Source organism: Phytohabitans aurantiacus, assembly GCF_027923225.1.
Taxonomy (GTDB): domain Bacteria; phylum Actinomycetota; class Actinomycetes; order Mycobacteriales; family Micromonosporaceae; genus Phytohabitans; species Phytohabitans aurantiacus.
Window position 1 is genome coordinate 31,896 of sequence record NZ_BSDI01000021.1, and the last position, 19,148, is coordinate 51,043.

Below are 19,148 nucleotides of genomic sequence, written 5' to 3' on the forward strand. Positions count from 1 at the left end.
CAAGTGGCCTTGATCGGCGATGTGGATCAGGGCGCGCGGCGTGCGCTGTGCGGGGCCGGCAAGACGATGGGCAACCCGTTCCATTGCCGACGCTAGTGGGCCATCACGGGCTCGCCCTCGGACGGCTCCAGTGCCCGATTCGGGATCAGGAATGCCGCGATGATCGCACCGACCACGAAGAACCCGGAGCCCCACGCCAGGGTGGCCGTGTAGCCCTCGACCCCGGCCTGCGCCGCGGCCAGCGCGCTGGGCTTGTGCGAGGTCAGGTAGTCGGTCGTGGCCGACGAGGCAACGGTGGTCAGTAGCGCCGTACTGATGGAGCCGCCGACTTGCTGCCCGGTGTTGATCAGCGCCGAGGCGACGCCCGTGTCCTCGTGGTGCAGGCCTGAGGTCGCCCCCTGGATCGCAGTGGTCATCACCGCGCCGATGCCGAGACCCAGCAGGATCAGGCCGGGCATGATGTGGGTGGCGTACGTGCTGTCCAACTCGAGCCGGGTCAGCAGGGCCATGCCGGCCGCGGCGACCAGGAAGCCGGCGCTGACGACGATCTTCGGGCCGACCTTGGGCAGCACCAGCGAAGGCATCGTGGTCGACGAAGCGACGACGGCCGCGACCATCGGCAGGAATGCCAGACCGGTCTTGATCGGCGAGTAGCCGAGGCTGGCCGCGAAGTAGTAGGTCAGGAACAGGAAGATCGAGAACATCCCCATGCCCAGGACGAACACCGCAATGAACGAACCACCGCGGGTCCGGTCCAGCACGAGTCGCAGCGGCAGCAGCGGATGCGCGACCGTGGACTCCAGCCGTACGAACACGGCGAGCAGCACCGCGCCGACGATCATGGAGCCGAGGGCGACCGGGTCGGTCCAGCTGGTGGACTCCACGTGGGCGAACCCGTAGACGATGGCGAACAGCGCGGCGCTCACCACGACGATGCCCGGAATATCGAGTTTGGGCTTCTTGGTGATCACGGGCCTGGCGAGTAGCAGCAACGCGCCGATCAGGGCGGGGGCCGCGAAGGCGACGTTCACGTACATCACCCACCGCCACGACGCCCATTCGGTGAGCATGCCGCCGAGCAGCAGCCCGATCGCGCCGCCGGCGCCGCCCAGCGCACTGAAGATACCGAAGGCCTTCGCCCTTTCTGACGGTTCGGTGAAGGTCACGCTCAGCAGTGCGAGTGCTGCGGGCGCGAGCAGTGCGGCGAAGAGGCCCTGGGCCACACGTGCCGCGACGAGGATCTCGAAGCTGGAGGCCGCGCCGCCGAGAATGGATGCGGCCCCGAAACCTGCCAGGCCGGTCACGAAGAGCGTGCGTCGGCCCCACAGGTCACCGAGTCGGCCGCCGAGCAGCAGCAGACTGCCGAACGCCAGGGCGTAACCGGTGATGACCCACTGCCGGCTGCCGTCGCTGAAGCCGAGGTCCTGCTGCGCCTGGGGCAGCGCGATGTTCACGACGGTCGCATCGAGCATGACCATGAGCTGTGCCATGCCCAGCACGACCAGCACCCACCAGCGCACGGCATGTGAGCCGCGAAGGCCCGAGTCTGTCTTTGTGGCGGCGGGTGCCTCGCGGTCGACGGTGGTACTCATTTCTCCCCTTGCTTGCTGTGCGTGGCTGCCTGGAGGGCCGCGTCGGTGTCCGCGGTGGCCAGCATCCGGTTGATGTCGGCGGCTGCGAGGGCGCCGGCCGCTGCGGAGGCGCCGACCTGGGCGACCGGATCGGTGGCGTTGCCGGCCACCCACACACCCGGCACCTCGGTGGTGCCGGCCATGCCGGAGGCGAAACCGTGGCCGATGTTCGGCACGTCCCGCATCGGCAGGCTCAGACCTTCCAGGCCCCGGGTGCGGGCCTGCATCCGCGGGCCGACCGCGAGGACGCGGCGCGCCACGACCTGGCCGTCGGCCAGGCGCACCCCGGCGAGGGCGCCGTCCTGGTCGTTGACGACCTCGGTGACCGGGGTGTCGATGACGCGGATGCCGCGGGCGGCGAAGCGGGCGCGGCTGTCCTCGTCCAGGTCTGTGCCGTGGGTGAAGTAGGTCAGGTCATCGGTCAGCTGGCGGAACAGAAACGCGTGGCCGATGGAGGCCGCGCTAGTGGCGAGGATTCCGATGGGCTCATCGCGCACCTCCCAGCCGTGGCAGTACGGGCAGTGCACCACACTGTCCCCCCAGTGCTCGGCGAGCCCGGGCACTTCCGGCAGCACATCCGTGAGGCCGGTGGCGACCAGGATGCGGCGAGCGGTGATGCTGCGGCCGTCGGCCAGGGTGACGGTGAACCGCAGGTCCCCGTCCGCCGACGGGGCGGCGGGCTCGGCGGAGACCACCTCGCCGTGCACGACGCGTCCGCCGTACTGGCGTACCTGCTCCCGGCCCCGTCGAAGGATCTCGGGCGGCGGGGTGCCGTCCAAGGCGATCAAGCCGTGCACGGCCTTCGCGGGCGCGTTGCGCGGGGAGCCGCTGTCGACCACGACGACCGAGCGGCGGGAGCGGGCGAGGATCAGCGCACCGTTCAGCCCTGCGGCGCCCCCGCCGATCACCACCGCGTCGACGGTCCCCTCGGGCAGTGCGTCGCTCGCGGAGTCCTCGCCATCGGGCGGTCGCTGGGTCTCCTGTGTCATGAGTCAAAACCTCCAAGCCGCCTTCGCGGCGTCGCGGTCCTGCAAGCCCGGACCAAGCCGGTCCGCCGAGCTCAGGATGGTTGTGTACTGAACTGTCAGAAACCTAGGCGGTTCTGTACTGAGTTGTCAAGTACGGGAGATCTGCCTTACCTTCTGCCTGGTCAGGGTCCAGGAAGGGCTCTCGCCGTGGTGGTTGGGCACGGCCGCGACCACCGTGGCGAGAAAGGCCCGCAAGAAGCGTCGAAAACCAGCGGAGGAGAATCGTGACGGGAGCGATTCGCCTGCCAGGTAAGGGAGAAACATGAGCATCATCCCCGTGCCGGACGAGCTGACCCATTACTCGTCCCGTCGGCTGGACGAGGTTCATAAGATGGCCTTCCCGGTGTTGAGCCAACACGTCCTGGACCTGTTGCGGTCATCCGGTGAGGAGCTGCACCCCACGCCCGGCGAGTTGCTGTGGGACGCCGGTGATCCATATGACTTGCACCTCGTACTGACCGGTGGCGTGCTCCTCGTGGACCGCCGGGAGGACCGGGTTGTATTCGTGATCGAGGCCGGTGATTTCGTCGGCGAGCTCGGCATGTTGATGGGGCAGCGCTCCGTCTTCCAAGGCGTGGCCATGGAGGAGACCGCGATCCTGCGGGTTCGGGTGGAGGAACTGCGCCGGCTGGTGGAGATCTCGGGAGAGCTGAGCGATGTCGTGCTGTCCGCTTTGGATGCCCGGCGGCGTTTCCTGAGCAGAAAGGGCGAGGGCGGTCTGGTACTGGCCGGAGACGACGACCGCGACCTGCACCGCCTGCAGGACTTCGCTGAACGCAACCAGATTCCCTACCGGACGGTGCTGCGCTCAAACCCGTCGGCGTGGTCGGACCTGGCGCAGACCTGTGCCTTGCCCGAGACCGGTACGGCCGTTGTCACGGCACAGCGCCGCGTCATGACAGCGCCGACCACGCGTGACCTGGCAACCGCGCTGGGCATCGACCTGTGGGGCATCGCCGACGATGCCCGGTGTGACCTGCTGGTGGTTGGCGCCGGACCGGCGGGGCTGGCCGCTGCGGTGTACGGGGCGTCGGAAGGACTGGACGTGGTCGTCGTCGAGGACGTCGCCATCGGCGGCCAGGCCGGCAGCTCGTCACGGATCGAGAACTACCTCGGCTTCTACCGCGGCGTGTCCGGGGTTGAACTGGCACGGGCGGCGATGCTGCAGGCGGTCAAGTTCGGGACCAGGCTTCTCTCACCCCGCTCAGTCACTGGGCTGTCGGAGGTGCCCGGCGGGTTTCGGGTGCGGCTCGACGACGAGCACGACATCCTCGCCTCAGCGGTGATCATCGCCAGCGGCGTGCGCTACCGGCGCCTGGACCTGCCTGGCCTGGCCGACCTGGAGGGCCGTGGCGTCTACTACGCCGCAAGCCAACTGGAGGCCAACCCGCTCTCCGGGCACAACGCCGTCGTTGTCGGGGGCGCCAACTCCGCCGGCCAGGCGGCCCTGTTCCTCGCGCGCAACGCCGCCCACGTCCACGTCCTGACCCGCCGCGATGACCTGCGCGACACCATGTCGAACTACCTGGTCCAGCGCCTGACCCACCACCAGCGGATCACCGTGCACCCGTGCAGCGAGCTGACTGCCGTCCATGGCAGCGGCCGGCTCAGCGCTCTGACCTGGCACGACCGCGCCCGCGACCGGGATGTACGACTCGACGCGGCCGCACTGTTCCTGATGATCGGCGCGGACCCCTGCACGACCTGGCTGCATGACATCGGCGTCGACCTCGACGCCAAGGGCTTCGTGCTCACCCACGACAGCTTCGCCACCTCGATACCCGGGCTGTTCGCCGTCGGTGACGTACGCGCAGACTCCGTCAAGCGGGTGGCATCGGCCGTCGGCGAGGGATCCGTTGTCATCTCCGCAGTCCACGCCTACCTCGCCAGCAGAAGGACGTTCTGACCCGAGCCTTACGGCGAGCCATGGTTGAACAGCGGTCGATCAGCGCGAGCACGTCGCTGGTGAGGGATGCGAAGTCGAATTTCACGAGCGGCCGGACGACAGATGCTGACCGCGGGGTCAGGCGGCTAGCCGGTTGAGCTTGCGGATTTGGTTGTCGAAGGCGCGCGAAGGCACGATCCGGCGCAGGATGCTGACGCGTGCGGCCATCGAGCCGGCGGTGTACCGGAGCTTGGGCTTGGAATCGGTGGCGGCCGCGACGATCACCTTCGCGACCACGTCCGGGTCGTCGGCGTTGCGCACGGCCGTGGCCAGCACGTCTCGGGCGATCTCCCGCTGCGCGGCGTAGACCGGCAGGGGCGAGTCGGGTGCCAGGCTGCTTGCCTCGAAACTCGTGCTTGTGTAGGCCGGCTCGACCAGCAGCATCCGCACGCCGTGCTCGCGAAGCTCGTGGTCGACGGACTCGGAGTAGCCCTCGACCGCATGCTTGGCGGCGGCGTAGACGGCCATGAAGGGCGCTGGGATCAGACCGAGTACCGAGGACACGTTGACCACGCGGCCACTGCCCCGGGCGCGCATATGGGGCAGCACCGCGTTTGTCATCCGCATCAGGCCGAAGACGTTGATGTCGAAGACCTCCTTGGCCTGGGTGATCGAGCTCTCCTCGCCGGCGCCTACCGCGCCCACGCCTGCGTTGTTGACCAGGACGTCGATCCGACCGAACCGCTCGATCACCTCTTCGACCAGGGAGCGGACCGACTCGTCGCTGGTCACGTCGAGATCGAGGAACGTCACCCCGGCAAGCGGCCCGGCGTTCGCCGTGTTGCGGCTCGTGCCGACTACCGCGAAGCCGGCGTTCACGAGGGCGAGCGCTGCCGCCCGCCCGATCCCGGAGGAGGCGCCCGTCACAAGGGCCACTGGGAGGGCTGTCTGCATGTTGGTTCCTTCGGTTGTGGGCATGACTTCGTCGTGCCCAGTGCGGAGTGGCCAGGACGGTTGTGTACTGAACTGTCAAAAACCTAGGCGGTTCTGTACTGAGTTGTCAAGTACGGTGGGTCGGCATTACCTTCTGTGTATGGCGAGACCACGAAGCTTCGACCGCGATCACGTCCTGCATGCCGCCGAGCGGCAGTTCCGTACCACTGGCTACAACGGCACGAGCGTCGACGACATCAGCGCCGCCACCGGCCTGGGCCGCGGCAGCCTCTATGCCGCGTTCGACGGCAAGCACGGTGTGCTGCTGCAGGCGATGGCCGGGTACTTCGCCCGGCTGGGGGAGTTCGCGCCGAAGGCGCTCGCCGGACCGGACGAGGGCGCCCTCGAACGACTGCACGGGTACCTGCTCCGCGCCGTCCACGGGGTGCCACTCGCCGCCGACGTACCCCCCGCCCCTGACCGGGCGGCGGCGGCCTGCTTCGCCGCCAAGATGGCCCTGGAGCTCGGTACCTCCGACCCCGAGGTGCAACGCCTGGCCAATGACTGCTTCTCCGTCCTCACGACGGCGGTGGCCGACTGTGTGCGAGCGGCACAGCGCAGCGGCGACATCGACCCCGACGCGGATCCGGACGACCTCGCGTACCTTCTGCTGACCATCATCCGCGGCACCGATGTCGTCGGCGCGTACGGCCACAGTCGCGCCCGCCTGACCTCGATCGCGGAGAGTGCGTTCGCATTGCTGCCTCGCCCGCACCACCGCTGAGAAGGGCACGGTTGGGCGCAGGAAGTAACATCCTAGGATGTCTTACAGGGTGTGACACGGCTCGCACGTCACACGAGAGGCCATACAAAACAAGGCTGACGACGCGAGAGGACTCCGCATCGCAGCGGCCATCCCGGTCGAACCGGTCTCGCGGGTCGCCCAATGGCGCGGTGGTCCAGTACCGGCACGGGAACTGCGCGGCCTGACTCAGCGGCGTCGATCAAGGGCATCTGCATGGATCAAGGGCGAATACACGCGAAAAAGAGATCGAACCACGTGCGTTCGCCCTTGATCGACGGAAAGCGGGGCGGCGCGGCGAAAGCGGGGCGCGGCGCGAGCACAGAGCGGCGCGAGCGGCGAGTGGGGGAGCGGCGCGGGGGTTAGCGGCCTCGGTTGCGGCGGAGCCAGATGCCCAATGCGCCGATGAGGATGAAGAGCAGCATCGCGTAGACCAGGCCTTTGAAGAGCACGAGCAACCTTCGCACATCGGGGTGGGGCGCAGTCAGTACCATGCGCCGGTGGACGAACCCGTACGGCTCGCCGTTGACCTGGGCACTACGCATACCGTGGCGGTGGTGCGGCGCGGCGGGCAGCAGCCGCGGACGCTGTTGTTCGACGGCACGCCGCTGTTGTCGTCGGGGGTGTTCGTCGACGCGGCCGGCACGCACCATACGGGCCGGGATGGGCAGCGGCTGGGTGCGGCGCAGCCGGAGCGGTTCGAGCCGCATCCGAAGCGGCGGGTCGACGAGGGCATGGTGCTGCTCGGCGAGCTTGAGGTGCGGGTCGAGGAGTTGTTGGCGGCGAGCCTGCGGCGGGTGGGTGACGAGGCTCGTACGGCGGGGATCGATCCGGTGGGTGGCACGGTGTTGACGTGTCCGGCGGATTGGGGTCAGCCGCGGCGCAATGTGTTGCGGGCGGCGGCGTGGCGTGCCGGGTTGGGTGAGGTGCGGCTGCTGGATGAGCCGATCGCGGCGGCGACGTACTGCGTGCAGGTGTTGGGTCAGCAGGTGGCGCCTGGGCAGTGCTTGGGTGTGTTCGACTTTGGTGGCGGCACGTTCGATGTGGCGGTGGTGCGGCGGGAGCCGGCGGGGTTGCGGGTGTTGGCGACCGGTGGCCTCGACGACCTGGGTGGCCTCGATGTGGACAGTGCCCTGGTGGCGCACCTGGGGCAGTTGGTGGCGGTCGGCGATCCGGCGTTGTGGAAGCGGTTGAGTGAGCCGGCGGATCCGGGGCAGCGGCGGGATCGGCAGGCGTTCTGGTCTGAGGTGCGGGCGGCGAAGGAGATGCTGTCGCGGTCGAGTACGGCGCCGGTGCATGTGCCGGGGCGGCCGGAGCCGATGCATCTGACTCGTGAGGAGTTGGAGCGGGTGGCGGGTCCGCTGGTGGCGCGGGCGGTCGACGAGACGCGGCGGGTGTTGCAGCGTTCGGGTGTGCAGCCGGGTGAGCTGGGTGGGTTGTTGCTGGTGGGTGGGGCGAGCCGGATGCCGCTGGTGGCGAGCCGCTTGCACGCCCGGTTGGGGGTGGCGCCGTCGGTGCCGGAGCAGCCGGAGCTTCCGGTGGCGTATGGCGCGATGGTGCATGTGATGGCGTCGCAGCCGGCGACGGGCGAGGCGGGGTTGGCGCCGTATCCGGTGTCGGGTCCGATCGGTGCGGGTTCGCCGGTGACGGCGTATCCGGTGTCGGCGCCTTTCCCGCCGGGGCCAGCGAGTGGGCCCCTGGGTGGGCCGGCCCCGATCAGTCCGCCCATGCCTCCGCCGATGATGCCGGTGGGAGGACAGCCGCCGGTCGCCAAGCCGCCCGCGAAGCCGAAGCGGCCGGTGCGGCGGGCGTTGCTGGTGGCGATGGTGTTCACGCTGGTCGGTGGCTTGATGGCGGGTGTGGTGACGGGTGCGCGCTGGCTGATCCGGACCCTGGACGACAACAATCTGTCGATCGGTAGCGGCCCGGGTGGCGGTGGCCTGCTGGGTGGTGATGAGAACGGCGGCGACGGTGAGCTGGCGACCACGCACACGGTGGCGTTGAAGCGGGACGGCACGGCGGGTGTGGCGGTGGTGGGCGACAACGTGGTGTACGCGGTGGCGGGCGGCGGGTCGACGGAGGTGGTGTCGCTGCCGGGCGGTGGCGGTGCGGCGAAGTGGACGGTGAGCGTGCCGATCGAGCCGACGGAGATCCGGTTGACGGCGGTTGGTGACCTGGTGGTGCTGGACGGCGAGCGTTCGAGTACCGATGGTGGCGACGATGTGCGGGCGGTTTTGTCGGCGGCGGATGGCAAGCTGCTGTGGAAGAAGAAGTGGAAGGACCGCCGGGATGTCTCCTATGTGGGCACGGACGCGATCGTGGAGTTCCTGGGTGGTTCGCTCAACGGCAACGCGGTGCTGCGGGTGGATCTGCGCAACGGTCGGGAGAAGTGGAAACGCTCCACCGGCGACGACTTGTTGATTATCGATCATCACCGGATCGAGGCGGTGGGGCAGTGGCCGGACGGGAAGGGTGACGGTGCGCTGCCGGGTGCGCGGGGTGCGCTGTTCGACGTGTTCACGGCCACGCCGGAGGCGGTGGTGGAGCTCGACGCGAGCAACGGCAAGGGGTGGCTGGTCGACACGTCGAACGGTAAGACGAAGGGCAGCGGCTCGTTGCCGCTCGCCGATGAGCAGTGGACGGTGTACGGCGGGCTGGTGATCGGGTTGCAGAACGACGACACGTCGGGCGGTAAGGCTGTGCTGGCCGGATACAAGCTGCCGTCGTTCAAGAAGGCGTGGACGTATCCGCTGACGAACGGTTTCGACGTGGAGAAGGTCAAGCCGTGCGGGCAGTTCGTGGTGTGCATGGCGGTCGACGAGCCGGAGAACGACAAGACGATCGCTGTTGACGTCCGCACGGGTAAGCAGGCGTGGAAGGTCGACGTCGAGTGGTCGGATGACGAGGGCTGGTATGTGACCGAGGATCGATTGGTGTTCGGCCCGGCGACGTTCGACACGGTGACGGACGCGAAGATCCTGAAGGGTGATGGGGCGGCGGCTGGCAAGTACCCGGATTTCTCGCATGTGCTCGCCACGCGGGGTGGGCGGATGGCGGTGCAGGAGGGCCGGGTGCAGGGTTCGGAGGTGATCATGCAGGTGTATGCGACGGAGATCGCGACGGGTAAGTCGACGAAGGCGGTCGACATCGGTAAGGAGGCGGCCGATCAGGTGTCGATCGGGGGTGATCTGGTGGCGGTGTGGACCGGTGACCGGCGCGTCATCGTCCTGAAGATCAAGTCGTTCGGTTAGCCGCGCCAGGGGCGCAGGCGGGGCCACCAGCCGGGCACGTTGCGGCGGTAACGCTCGTATTGGTCGCCGTAGCGGCGGTGCAGTGCCGGCTCCTCGTGCCAGCGGGCGAACGCCATCATGATGGCGCCGGCCACAATGGCGTACAGGAAAAGGATCGGACGGGCGAGCAGCAAGCCCTGCCCCGCGATGGCGGCGAGGACCGCGACGTACATCGGGTTGCGGACATGGCGGTAGAGGCCGCCCACGACGAGGCGTTCGGTGGGTGCGATCGGCGCGGGTGTGCCGGCGCCTTCGGCGACGAACCGGGTGAACGCGTGCACGAGCACGGCCGCGCCGGCGGCGGTGAGGAGCGCGCCGGCGGCGCGGACGGCGAGTGGTGCGGTGCCGGCGTCCCAACTGGTCAGCCACCAGGGGACCAGCCCGGCGACGACGCCGGGCGCGGCGGCGAAGAAGACGGCGCTGCCGGTGGCGGCGCGGCTTTTACGCATGGAGGATCGCCTCGGCGGCGGCGCCGGGTCCGTCGAGGGTGGCATATGCCTTTTGTACGCGGGCGGCCGCTTCGCGGTGTATCGGGTCGGTGAGCATGCGGGCGGCGTCTGTCCGGATTGTGGCTGGTCGGGTGCGGCGGGCGGCGCCGAGGCGTTCGAGGAGGGCGAGGTTGAGGTCCTGTTCGGGTTGCAGGGGTACGCCGAGCAGTGGGGTGCCGGCGGCCATGGCGGTCTGCACGGTGCCCTGCCCGCCGGCGGTGACGGCGAGCGCGACCCTGGGCATGATCAGGTGGCTGGGGAGCACGCCCGCGACCATGATCCGGTCGCTGCTCTCCGACTCCAGGTCGTAGACCGTGGCGGCGACGAGGACCTTCGTGTCCTTCGGTAGCGCGCGTATGAGGGCGCGGACGAGCGCCGGGGGAGAGGAGTTGACCGCCACGTACACGACCGGGCCGTCGGCCAGGAATTCGTCGACGGCCGGGGGCAGCGGCACGTCGAGGTGCGCGAACAGCGGGCCGGTGTAGCGCAGCCGGGTGCCGGGCCGGTAACCCCGGCCTGGTCGCCACGCCTCCAGGTCGGCGGGTGCGACGCCGAGCACGTCCGGAGATTCGGGTACGAGGCTGAGGTCGCCGAGGACGAGTGCGGCGAGACTGGGTACGGGTGCGACGCCGAGGCGGGCGGCGACCCGGTTGAAGCCTCCACAGTAGAAGCGGACGCGGGGCGGGGCGGCGTTGACCAGCCGCCGCGGGAGGCCGCGCATGGGTGGCAGTAGCCGGCGTTCGAACGCGGGCGGCACCCAGCTGCCGGCGTGTTCGGTGACGAGTTTGACGCCGGCGAGGCGGGTGGACAGCACGGTGCTGAGCGTGAATCCGGTGACGACCGTGGTCACCCGGTGTGCCCGGAAGTAGTCGGCTTCGGCGGTGGCGTACTCGTACAGCTCGCTGTCGCTGTACATGCTCTGCCGGACGGGGCCGACGCCGAGCTCGTCGCGCAGGAAGCGGGCGCACCGGTCGGCGGTCATGGGTGGGCCGATCTGGTCGTAGGGGACGCCGGCGGCGCGCAGCAGGTGCTCGTAGGTGCCGCCGTGGGTGGCGACCCGCACCGGGGCGCCGCGCGCGCGTAGCGCCCGGTAGATCTCCAGCATGCGGGAGACGGCGGACAGGTAGCCGCAGTGCGGCACGAGGCAGATCACTTAGGTAATATATTGCGTATGTCGAAGGTGTGGAAGTCCCCAGAGCTGCAACCGCCGGTACGCGCGTTCCGGACCGTCCTCGCGCTCGCCCAGCGACTGCGCTACCAGATGGACGACCGGCTACGCGCCGACGGCCTCACCACCCAGCAGGCGGCCCTGCTCACCGTCGTCATCGCCATGGGGGAGCCCTCCGCCACCCAGGCCGCCGCCGCCCTCGGCACCACCCACCAGAACATCGCCCAACTCGTCGGCGCACTCGAACGCAAAGGCTTCCTCGAGGTACGGCCCGACCCGGCCGACCGGCGCCGCAAACTGCTCGCCACCACACCCGCCAGCGACGCCTACTGGATAGGCCGCGACCAGGACGACATCGCCGCCATCGCCTCCTGGTTCGCCGTCCTGTCACCGTCCGAGGTGGATACCCTCTGCGAACTCGCCGACCGCGTCCTGGGCGGCCTGCGATCGCACCCTTGATGGGCCTCCGATCGCGCCTTGGACGCGGCCTGCACGGCCTTCAGAAGAACTTCACAGGAATTCGTGAAACGGGATCCGGGTCTCCACCCGTCTAGTGATCGGGACGATCCCACACCACAGGAGGCCCTGACATGACCACGACCGTTCCGGCCGTGCAGCACCCCGGCACCGCGATGACCGCGGACCAGCGTGCCCAGTTCGAACGCGACGGCTACCTGGTCGTGCCCGGCGTACTCGACGCCGACGAGGTCGCCCACTACACCGAGGCCGTCGACCGGGCCTACGAGCGGCACGCACCCGAGGGCGGTCCGATGCACCTGCTCGGCGCCGTACCGAACTGCCCCGAACTGGCACCCCTGACCGACCACCCGGCCGTATTCGGCCTCGTCTGGTCCATCCTCGGCTGGAACGTGCACATCTACCACTCACACCTCGACGTGCACCCGACGGTGACGGGGGACCAGCCGTTCCGGTACCAGTGGCACCAGGACGGCGGCCGCCAGAACCGCGAGATCGAAACCCACCCGCGGCCACGGATGTCGGTGAAACTCACCTACTGGCTCACCGACGTGTCAGTACCCGGCCGCGGCAACCTCAAAGTCGTACCCGGCAGCCACACCACCGACTGGATCGCCGGCCCACCCACCCGCAGCATGCCGTGGCCCGACCCCGAAGACGCCATCCACGTCACCGCCAACGCCGGCGACGCCGTCTTCCTCGACCGCCGGCTCTGGCACGCCCAGTCCGACAACCACTCGCCGATCACCCGCGCGGCGGCATCCTTCGCGTACACGTACCGGTGGGTGCGGGCACGGGAGGAACTGAAGCGGGAACACCCCGGACTCAGCCCGGTGCAGCAGCAACTACTCGGGGCGCTGGGCGCCACCGACGGCGACCACGCGTGGGGACACGCCCCCCACGGAGTGCCGCTCTACACGCTGCTGCGCGAAACCGGCAACCTCGACCCCGGCTACCCCCACCTCAAGCCGTAGCCCACAGTCACCCCAGACCACCCAGCGCGCGGTTGGTGCGGTTCGCCCGCACCGCCGCGCGCTGCTGCGCCGCCGTCACCTCGATGTAGCCCTGCGACGTCGTCAGCGACGCGTGCCCCAGCAACCGCATGATCTCCGAAGCGTTCGCCCCGTCCTCCGCCAGCCGCGTCGCGAACGTGTGCCGCAACGCGTGCAACTGCGCACCCCGCGGCACCCGATCGGTGATCCCCGCCCGCCGGTAACAGGACTCCACCAGATACTGCAAACCACCCCGCCGCAACGGCTCACCCCGGCGATCCAGCAACAACGGATCACCCGGCCGCACCCGCCCGAACCGCACCCGCACGCTGTCCACGTACCGCTCCACGACCGCGTCCAACTCCGGCTCGATCGGCACCGACCGCGGCCGTCCACCCTTACCGGCGACCTCCACCCGCCGCTCACCGGGCCGGCCCACCACCGACCCCACCCGCAACGCCAGCAGCTCCGCCAGCCGCAGACCCGCACACAGCGCCAGCGCCAGTACCGCGACGTCGCGCTCGGGCCACGGGTCCCGCTGCCGCGCGTCGGCCTGGTGCACCGCCTGCAACAGCTGCTCAGGAGTGTCCTCACCACGCAGCGGCTTGGGGGAGGCGGCCGCCATCCGCGGCTTGCCGACCGCCGGCATCGGGTTGCCGGCGGCCACCCCCTCGATCACCAGGAAACCGAAGAACGAATTCCAGCTCGACCAGGCCCGGTAGACGGAGGCGGGGGCCCGGCCAGCGGCGAAGGCGGCAAAAGCCGCCCGCAAAACCTTGGGGGAGAGGTCACCCAGAGTGACGTCTTCGCCGATGAGCTTCAGGATCGCGGTGAGATCGCGACGGTACGCCAGGAGGGTGTGCTCGGAGGGCTTGCGCACGGTGCGGGCTGCCAGGAACTCCTCGACGAGACCTTCGACCGGAATGTCTTGTATGTCCTGCATAAGGAATATTATGCATCAAATACCGACTCGGCGGGAGGAGTGCTTCCTCTCCGCTGGCGGGGAATGGGCTAATCGTCTTGGGCTCGTCTGGTGCACGTCCGGGGCCCGGCTTTCCGTCTTTGCATGTGCGCACTGGCTTCTGTGCGTGCGGACCGGCGCCTCCGTGGGGCGCGCCGCCCCACGGAGGCGCCTTCATGATCGAGTTCTGTCAGAGGCGTTCTGTCGCGGTTTCCGCGCTCGAACTCCCCGGGTCGAGGGTCTTCCGCCTCCTCTAGTTGACATAATGTAGATTATCGAACAACTAAAGTGGATCACGGTTGGCACCATGACGGACGTGTCCGGTCTCCAGCTTCTCGGCCTGCTCCCGCCCCTGCTGCTCACCGCTGTGGCCGTGTGGGGCCACTCGACGCGGTTCGTGTTGCGCAGGCGCGGCGTACGGGCGCAAGGCCGGCTCGCTGGCGGCGGCTGGTACGCCGGACTGCACTCCTGGACCGTCGCCTACACCGACCAGACCGGCAAGGCTCACCTGCTGTCGGTACCGTCGGACGGCGCCCCTGGCAGCGGCTCGCGGGTCGATGTCGTCTACGACGCCCGGAACCCGGGCACCGCGATGTCGGAGTTCGAGTTGCGCAGGCCCGCTTGGACGACGTTCAGCGCGTTCCTGTGCCTCGTCGCCGTCGCCTACACGGTGATTATTTTGCTCTGGGTGTAGCGCGCAGTCCTCAGTGGCCGTGTCGAGTGGACGTTGTCGGACCCGGCTGGTAGGAAGCTGTAATCAAACACGTGTACGGAAGAGGTCGCGCGATGGCAGGGTTGTCCCACGACGAGCTCGAGTCGATCCGCGACACGCTCACGGCGGGTCGCAAGCCGCGGGTGATGTTCACCGACTCCGCCGGTCAGATCGCCGGTCAGATCGGTCAGGTGACCGAGCTGACCGATCCCGAGGCGTCCGACGAGTGGGTGGTGGTCCGGTTCGGCCGTGACGAGTTGCCCTTCTCCCCCGCCGATCTGACGATCCCGCCGCGGGGCGCCAAGGCGGCGGCCGCACGGGCGAAGAAGGCGGCGCCCGTGCCGGAGCCCGACCCGGTTCCGGCACCAGAGTTCAAGATCACCAGGACGCCGGTTCCGGCGCCACGCAAGGAGGCCAAAGTGACCACTGTGGACGCCCCCGCGAGCCAGCCCGGCCCGGCGCCCGCCGCCGACAAGCCGCGCAAGGCCGCCGGTAAGGCCGCGAAGCCGAAGGCTCCCGCCGGCTTGACCGTCACGTTGGCGTACACGGATGGCGAGTGGACGGTGGCGGCCACCCAGGGTGCCAAGTCGCTCGCGAAGCCGTACGTGGTGAAGCCTGTGGAGGCGTTGAAGATCGTGGGGTTGGTCGACGTGCCGGGCGTGAAGGAGGCCGTCGAGCAGATCCTGGCCGCTGAGCGCAGCGAGGCCGAGCAGCAGGCGGAGAAGCTGCGCGCCGAGCTGGCCGAGATCGAGGCGCGGTTGGCCGAGCTGCGCGACGCGGGGTGAGCGCGGGTGGCCAGCTGGGCTGAGGTGGAGGCGGACGCGCCCGAGTTCGCCGCGGCGGTGCGGCGCCTGCTCGACGCGCACCGGCACAAGACGCTGGCGACGCTGCGCCGTGACGGTTCGCCGCGGATCAGCGGCACCGAGGCGCAGTTCCGCGACGGCGAGCTGTGGTTCGGCGGGATGTGGCTGTCGCGCAAGGCACTGGATCTGCGGCGTGACCCGCGGTTCGCGCTGCACAGCGCCAGCGTCGACCCTGACGACGACGATCCGGCGGCCTGGCCCGGCGACGCGAAACTGTCGGGCCGGGTCGAGGAGATCACCGACCCGGCCCGGGTGTCCGAGGTCAACAAGGACGCTCCCCCGGGGCCGTCGCATCTGTTCCGCGCCGACATCACCGAGGTGGTGCTGACGAAGGTCGGCTCCCCCGCCGACCACCTGCTCATCCAGTGGTGGCGCGAGGGCAAGGGTTTACGCGTCTTCAAACGCACATAGCGCCTCCCACGTGCGCTTCACCCGGCCCGTGCGCGCTGCGCGGCTTTGCCCGCCCAGCGGCTTTTGCGTGGCCCGCTTCGCGCCGCGTGCAGCGTGCTCCTTGCTCGCCGCACGGGCACGCGTGCTCTTCTGCTCGCCGCGCGGGCTCGCCCGGCGAGCGGCCTTTGCGCGGCCCGCAGTGCGGCATGCGGCGTGTCGCCGCGCCGTTTGCGCCGATCAAGGGCGAATGCGCGTGGTTGGATCTCTATTCCGCGCGCGTCCGCCCTTGATCCATGCGGATTTCCTTGATCGGCGTCGCTGAGCTAGGCGCGCGCGGACCAGGCGTCAGGTCGCTGTTCCGCGACGCGCTGTGAACGGTTATTGCTGCTGGAGCAGCAATAACCGTTCACAGCGCGAGAGATCCGCTACGCGGATCGGGGCAATCTGGTCGGTGGGCCGCTTGCGCGATGATCGCCGCCGCATGCGGCGGCCCGGTACATCCGCGGCCGTCGGCCTGGTCGTGAACGTGCTCGTGTCGCGTGTGCTGGTGGGGACACCAGGTCGTGTTCGTCGATCGCGACCCGGTGTTGGGCTCGAGGCCCTTCTTGATCGGCGAAGGCAGCAATTTCGGGGAAAACGTCCCCTCGACCAGCGTCTGATGCCGCAATATCCGGGAAAACGCGGCATCGGGTGTCCAACCGCGGACGACGCTGTGCCGGCCGACGGGTGCGGAGCGCGGCGCGAAGGGTTTGCGGGAGCGAGCGCAGCGGCCGTCGCGAGTCCGCAGGGCCGCAGGCCGCGCCGATCAAGGGCATCTCGATGGATCAAGGGCAAACGCACGCGGAAAGAGATCAAAGCACGTGCGTTCGCCCTTGATCGGCGCAAACGGCGCGGCGACACGCCGTACCGCACCCGCCGGACGGCGCCCGCGCGACGCCCGTACGCGGATCGGAGATCAAAGCACGTGCGTTCGCCCTTGATCGACGAGCAAAGGAGCGCGCACGGCGCAGAGCGGGGACGGAGGGCGCACGGCGCAGAGGGGCGGAGGCGCGGAGGGCGCGGCGGATAAAGGGGCGGAGGGCGTGCGGAGGGTGTGCGGGGCGGAGCGAGGGGCGCGGAGGGGCGAGAAGGAACTGTTAGTCGGGGATTTGGGCTATGCCTAGGCGGCGGCGGAAGACCCAGTACGTCCAGGCCTGGTACATGAGGACCAAGGGGGCGAAGAACAGGGCCACCCAGCTCAGGATGCGCAGCGTGTACGGGGTGGCGGCGGCGTTCTCGACGGTGAGGCTGTGGGCGGGGTCCACGGTGGACGGGAGGACGTCGGGGTACAGGCCCGCGAACAGGGTGGCCACCGCCAAGGCTATGCCGCTAGCGGTACCCAGGAATGCCCACCCTTCGCGGCCGCGACGGTTGGCGATCAGGGCGCCCACGACGGCGGCGATGGCCGCGAGGGCGCAGATCAGGGCGAGTCCGGCGGGCGCTGTCCAGGTCAGGAACGTGGCGAGCAGGGCGGCGGCCGCGACGCCGGTGCGGGCGGCGAGGGTGTTGGCGCGGGCGCGGATGTCGCCGGTGGTCTTGAGGGCGAGGAAGACGGCGCCGTGGGTGACGAACAGGGCGAGGGTGGTAAGGCCGCCGAGCAGCGCGTACGGGTTGAGCAGGTCGAGCAGGCCGCCGGTGTATTCGTGGTCGGCGTCGAGGGGTACGCCGCGGGCGATGTTGGCGACCGCTATCCCCCACAGGATGGCCGGTAGCAGGGAGCCGAAGAAGATGGCGGTGTCCCAGCGGGCTTTCCAGCGCGGGTCGGGGCGTTTGCCGCGGTACTCGAAGGCGACGCCGCGCAGGATCAGCGCCACCAGGATCAGCAGCAGCGGCAGGTAGAAGCCGGAGAAGAGGGTGGCGTACCACTCGGGGAACGCGGCGAACATGGCCCCGCCGGCGGTGATGATCCAGACTTCGTTGCCGTCCCAGACGGGGCCGATGGTGTTGATGAGTACGCGGCGTTGTTTGTCGTCGCGGCCGAGGACGGGCAGCAGGATGCCGACGCCGAAGTCGAAGCCTTCGAGGACGAAGTAGCCGACGAACAGGGCGGCGACGAGGGCGAACCAGACGGTGGTGAGCTCCATGACGGCGGTCCTTAGTAGGCGAAGGCGAGCGGGCGGTCGGCGTCGTCTTCCAACGGCGGCGCGACAGGTGGTAGGCCGGCCTTCGCGTATCGGAGCAGGAGCTTGACCTCGACGATGGCCAGGGCGGCGTAGAGGAGTGTGAAGGCGGTGAACGAGGTGAGGACCTCGGTCAGTGAGACGCTGCGGGATACGCCGTCGCGGGTGAGCATCTCCCCGAACACGAGCCACGGTTGGCGGCCCATCTCGGTGAAGACCCAGCCGCTGATGTTCGCCAGGAGGGGCAGCACCGGCAGGATGAGGGTGGAGCGCAGCAGCCACCGGTTGGTGGGGATGCGGCCGCGGCGTTGGGCCCAGAGGGCGATCAGGGCGATGAGGGCGCCGGCCATGCCGAGGCCGATCATGAGGCGGAACGTCCAGTAGGTGACGGGGATGACGGGGCTGTAGTCGCCGGGGCCGTACTGGGCGGTGTACTGGGCTTGCAGGTCGTCGATGCCGTGCACGGTGCCGTTGGGGTCGCCGGTGCCGAGCCAGGACAGCAGGTACGGGATTTTGAGGGCGAAGATCTCGCGGCTGCCGTCGAGGGTGCCGACCGTCAGGACGGAGAAGGCCGCGGGTTGCTCGGTCTGGTACAGGGCTTCGGCGGCGGCCATCTTCATCGGCTGTACCTCGGTCATGATTTTGCCCTGGGTGTCGCCGGTGATGGCGACGGTGGCGGCGGCGATGAGGGTGACCCAGGCGCCGAGTTTGACGGCGGGGCGGAACTCCTCGGTGCGGTGCTTCATCAGGTGCCACAGGCCGACCGCGGTCATGAGGGCGCCCGCGACGAGAAACGCGCCGGCGATGGTGTGCGGGAAGGTGATGAGGGTGACCTTGTTGGTGAGTACGGCCATGAAGTCGGTGAGTTCGGCGCGGCCGGTTTCGGGGTCGACGCGGTAGCCGACCGGGTTCTGCATCCAGGAGTTGGCGGCGAGGATGAAGTAGGCGCTGACGGTGGAGCCGATGGCCGCTATCCAGATGCAGGCGAGGTGGACGCGTTTCGGCAGCCGGTCCCAGCCGAAGATCCACAGGCCGAGGAACGTGGATTCGAGGAAGAAGGCGAGCAGCGCCTCGATGGCCAGGGGTGCGCCGAAGATGTCGCCGACGAAGCGCGAGTAGTCGCTCCAGTTCATGCCGAACTGGAATTCCTGCACGATCCCCGTCACGATGCCCATGGCGAAGTTGATCAGAAAGAGCTTGCCGTAGAACTTGGTCAGGCGCAGGTACCGGTCGTCGCCGGTGCGTAGCCAGACCGTCTGTAGGACGGCGACCAGGGTGGACAGGCCGATGGTGAGGGGAACGAAGAGGAAGTGATAGACGGTGGTGACACCGAACTGCCAGCGGGCGACATCGAGCGCGTCCACGTGAA

16 protein-coding genes are annotated in these 19,148 nt (G+C 69.2%); 8 read left to right on the forward strand and 8 right to left on the reverse strand.

The features are described 5' to 3' along the window. Positions 1 to 92 precede the first annotated feature (92 nt). Positions 93 to 1,592 (reverse strand): MFS transporter, encoded by a 1,500-nt coding sequence (locus QMG73_RS22100; protein WP_281898579.1) that lies wholly within the window; start codon positions 1,590 to 1,592, stop codon positions 93 to 95. After that, a complete protein-coding gene (locus QMG73_RS22105; protein ID WP_281898581.1) occupies positions 1,589 to 2,620 on the reverse strand; it encodes an NAD(P)/FAD-dependent oxidoreductase in 1,032 nt (343 codons plus the stop codon). The genes QMG73_RS22100 and QMG73_RS22105 overlap by 4 nt, the downstream gene beginning before the upstream one ends. Before the next feature lie 301 nt (positions 2,621 to 2,921). On the opposite strand from QMG73_RS22105, the gene QMG73_RS22110 reads away from it, so the two are divergent. Further along, a complete protein-coding gene (locus QMG73_RS22110; protein ID WP_281898583.1) occupies positions 2,922 to 4,565 on the forward strand; it encodes an FAD-dependent oxidoreductase in 1,644 nt (547 codons plus the stop codon). 117 nt (positions 4,566 to 4,682) lie between these two features. Here QMG73_RS22110 and QMG73_RS22115 read toward each other — a convergent pair whose 3' ends face one another. Further along, positions 4,683 to 5,498, reverse strand: coding sequence for an oxidoreductase (locus QMG73_RS22115; RefSeq protein ID WP_281898584.1), 816 nt, complete (start codon positions 5,496 to 5,498; stop codon positions 4,683 to 4,685). Positions 5,499 to 5,637: 139 nt separating this feature from the next. Here QMG73_RS22115 and QMG73_RS22120 point away from each other — a divergent pair, with 139 nt between their 5' ends. Both QMG73_RS22120 and QMG73_RS22125 read left to right on the forward strand, forming a co-directional pair. Then, the gene (locus tag QMG73_RS22120) at positions 5,638 to 6,261 is read left to right on the forward strand and encodes a TetR/AcrR family transcriptional regulator (RefSeq protein ID WP_281898587.1); all 624 of its coding nucleotides are present in this window, start codon (positions 5,638 to 5,640) and stop codon (positions 6,259 to 6,261) included. A gap of 518 nt (positions 6,262 to 6,779) precedes the next feature. After that, complete coding sequence (locus QMG73_RS22125) at positions 6,780 to 9,530, forward strand: Hsp70 family protein (protein WP_281898589.1); 2,751 nt, start codon at positions 6,780 to 6,782, stop codon at positions 9,528 to 9,530. Here the strand turns inward: QMG73_RS22125 and QMG73_RS22130 are convergent. Continuing rightward, entirely contained in the window at positions 9,527 to 10,018 is a 492-nt protein-coding gene (locus QMG73_RS22130) for a methyltransferase family protein (protein WP_281898591.1), read from the reverse strand. The two genes, QMG73_RS22125 and QMG73_RS22130, sit on opposite strands and share 4 nt — an antisense overlap. Further along, the gene (locus QMG73_RS22135) at positions 10,011 to 11,210 is read right to left on the reverse strand and encodes a glycosyltransferase (RefSeq protein ID WP_281898593.1); all 1,200 of its coding nucleotides are present in this window, start codon (positions 11,208 to 11,210) and stop codon (positions 10,011 to 10,013) included. Before QMG73_RS22135 ends, QMG73_RS22130 begins: the two co-directional genes overlap by 8 nt. An 18-nt stretch (positions 11,211 to 11,228) precedes the next feature. Between QMG73_RS22135 and QMG73_RS22140 the strand changes: the two genes are divergently transcribed. Together QMG73_RS22140 and QMG73_RS22145 are read left to right on the forward strand one after the other, a co-directional pair. Further along, positions 11,229 to 11,684, forward strand: a complete 456-nt coding sequence (locus QMG73_RS22140) for a MarR family winged helix-turn-helix transcriptional regulator (RefSeq protein WP_281898595.1) — start codon at positions 11,229 to 11,231, stop codon at positions 11,682 to 11,684. Positions 11,685 to 11,815: 131 nt separating this feature from the next. After that, complete coding sequence (locus QMG73_RS22145; protein WP_281898597.1) at positions 11,816 to 12,676, forward strand: phytanoyl-CoA dioxygenase family protein; 861 nt, start codon at positions 11,816 to 11,818, stop codon at positions 12,674 to 12,676. A 7-nt stretch (positions 12,677 to 12,683) separates the two neighbouring features. Here the strand turns inward: QMG73_RS22145 and QMG73_RS22150 are convergent, their stop codons facing one another. Continuing rightward, positions 12,684 to 13,637, reverse strand: coding sequence for a tyrosine-type recombinase/integrase (locus QMG73_RS22150; protein ID WP_281898599.1), 954 nt, complete (start codon positions 13,635 to 13,637; stop codon positions 12,684 to 12,686). 325 nt (positions 13,638 to 13,962) lie between these two features. Here QMG73_RS22150 and QMG73_RS22155 point away from each other — a divergent pair, with 325 nt between their 5' ends. The 3 genes from QMG73_RS22155 (at position 13,963) to QMG73_RS22165 (ending at position 15,641) form a co-directional block, all read left to right on the forward strand. Next, positions 13,963 to 14,349, forward strand: coding sequence for a hypothetical protein (locus QMG73_RS22155; RefSeq protein WP_281898601.1), 387 nt, complete (start codon positions 13,963 to 13,965; stop codon positions 14,347 to 14,349). A gap of 92 nt (positions 14,350 to 14,441) precedes the next feature. Further along, complete coding sequence (locus QMG73_RS22160) at positions 14,442 to 15,152, forward strand: hypothetical protein (RefSeq protein WP_281898603.1); 711 nt, start codon at positions 14,442 to 14,444, stop codon at positions 15,150 to 15,152. 6 nt (positions 15,153 to 15,158) lie between these two features. Further along, entirely contained in the window at positions 15,159 to 15,641 is a 483-nt protein-coding gene (locus QMG73_RS22165; protein WP_281898605.1) for a pyridoxamine 5'-phosphate oxidase family protein, read from the forward strand. Positions 15,642 to 16,756: 1,115 nt separating this feature from the next. On the opposite strand, the gene cydB is transcribed toward QMG73_RS22165, so the two are convergent. Together cydB and QMG73_RS22175 are read right to left on the reverse strand one after the other, a co-directional pair. Beyond that, positions 16,757 to 17,743: a cytochrome d ubiquinol oxidase subunit II gene (cydB, locus tag QMG73_RS22170; protein WP_281898607.1), complete on the reverse strand. Its 987-nt coding sequence runs from the start codon at positions 17,741 to 17,743 to the stop codon at positions 16,757 to 16,759. Between the two features lie 11 nt (positions 17,744 to 17,754). Continuing rightward, complete coding sequence (locus tag QMG73_RS22175; protein WP_281898609.1) at positions 17,755 to 19,143, reverse strand: cytochrome ubiquinol oxidase subunit I; 1,389 nt, start codon at positions 19,141 to 19,143, stop codon at positions 17,755 to 17,757. Positions 19,144 to 19,148: the final 5 nt, after the last annotated feature.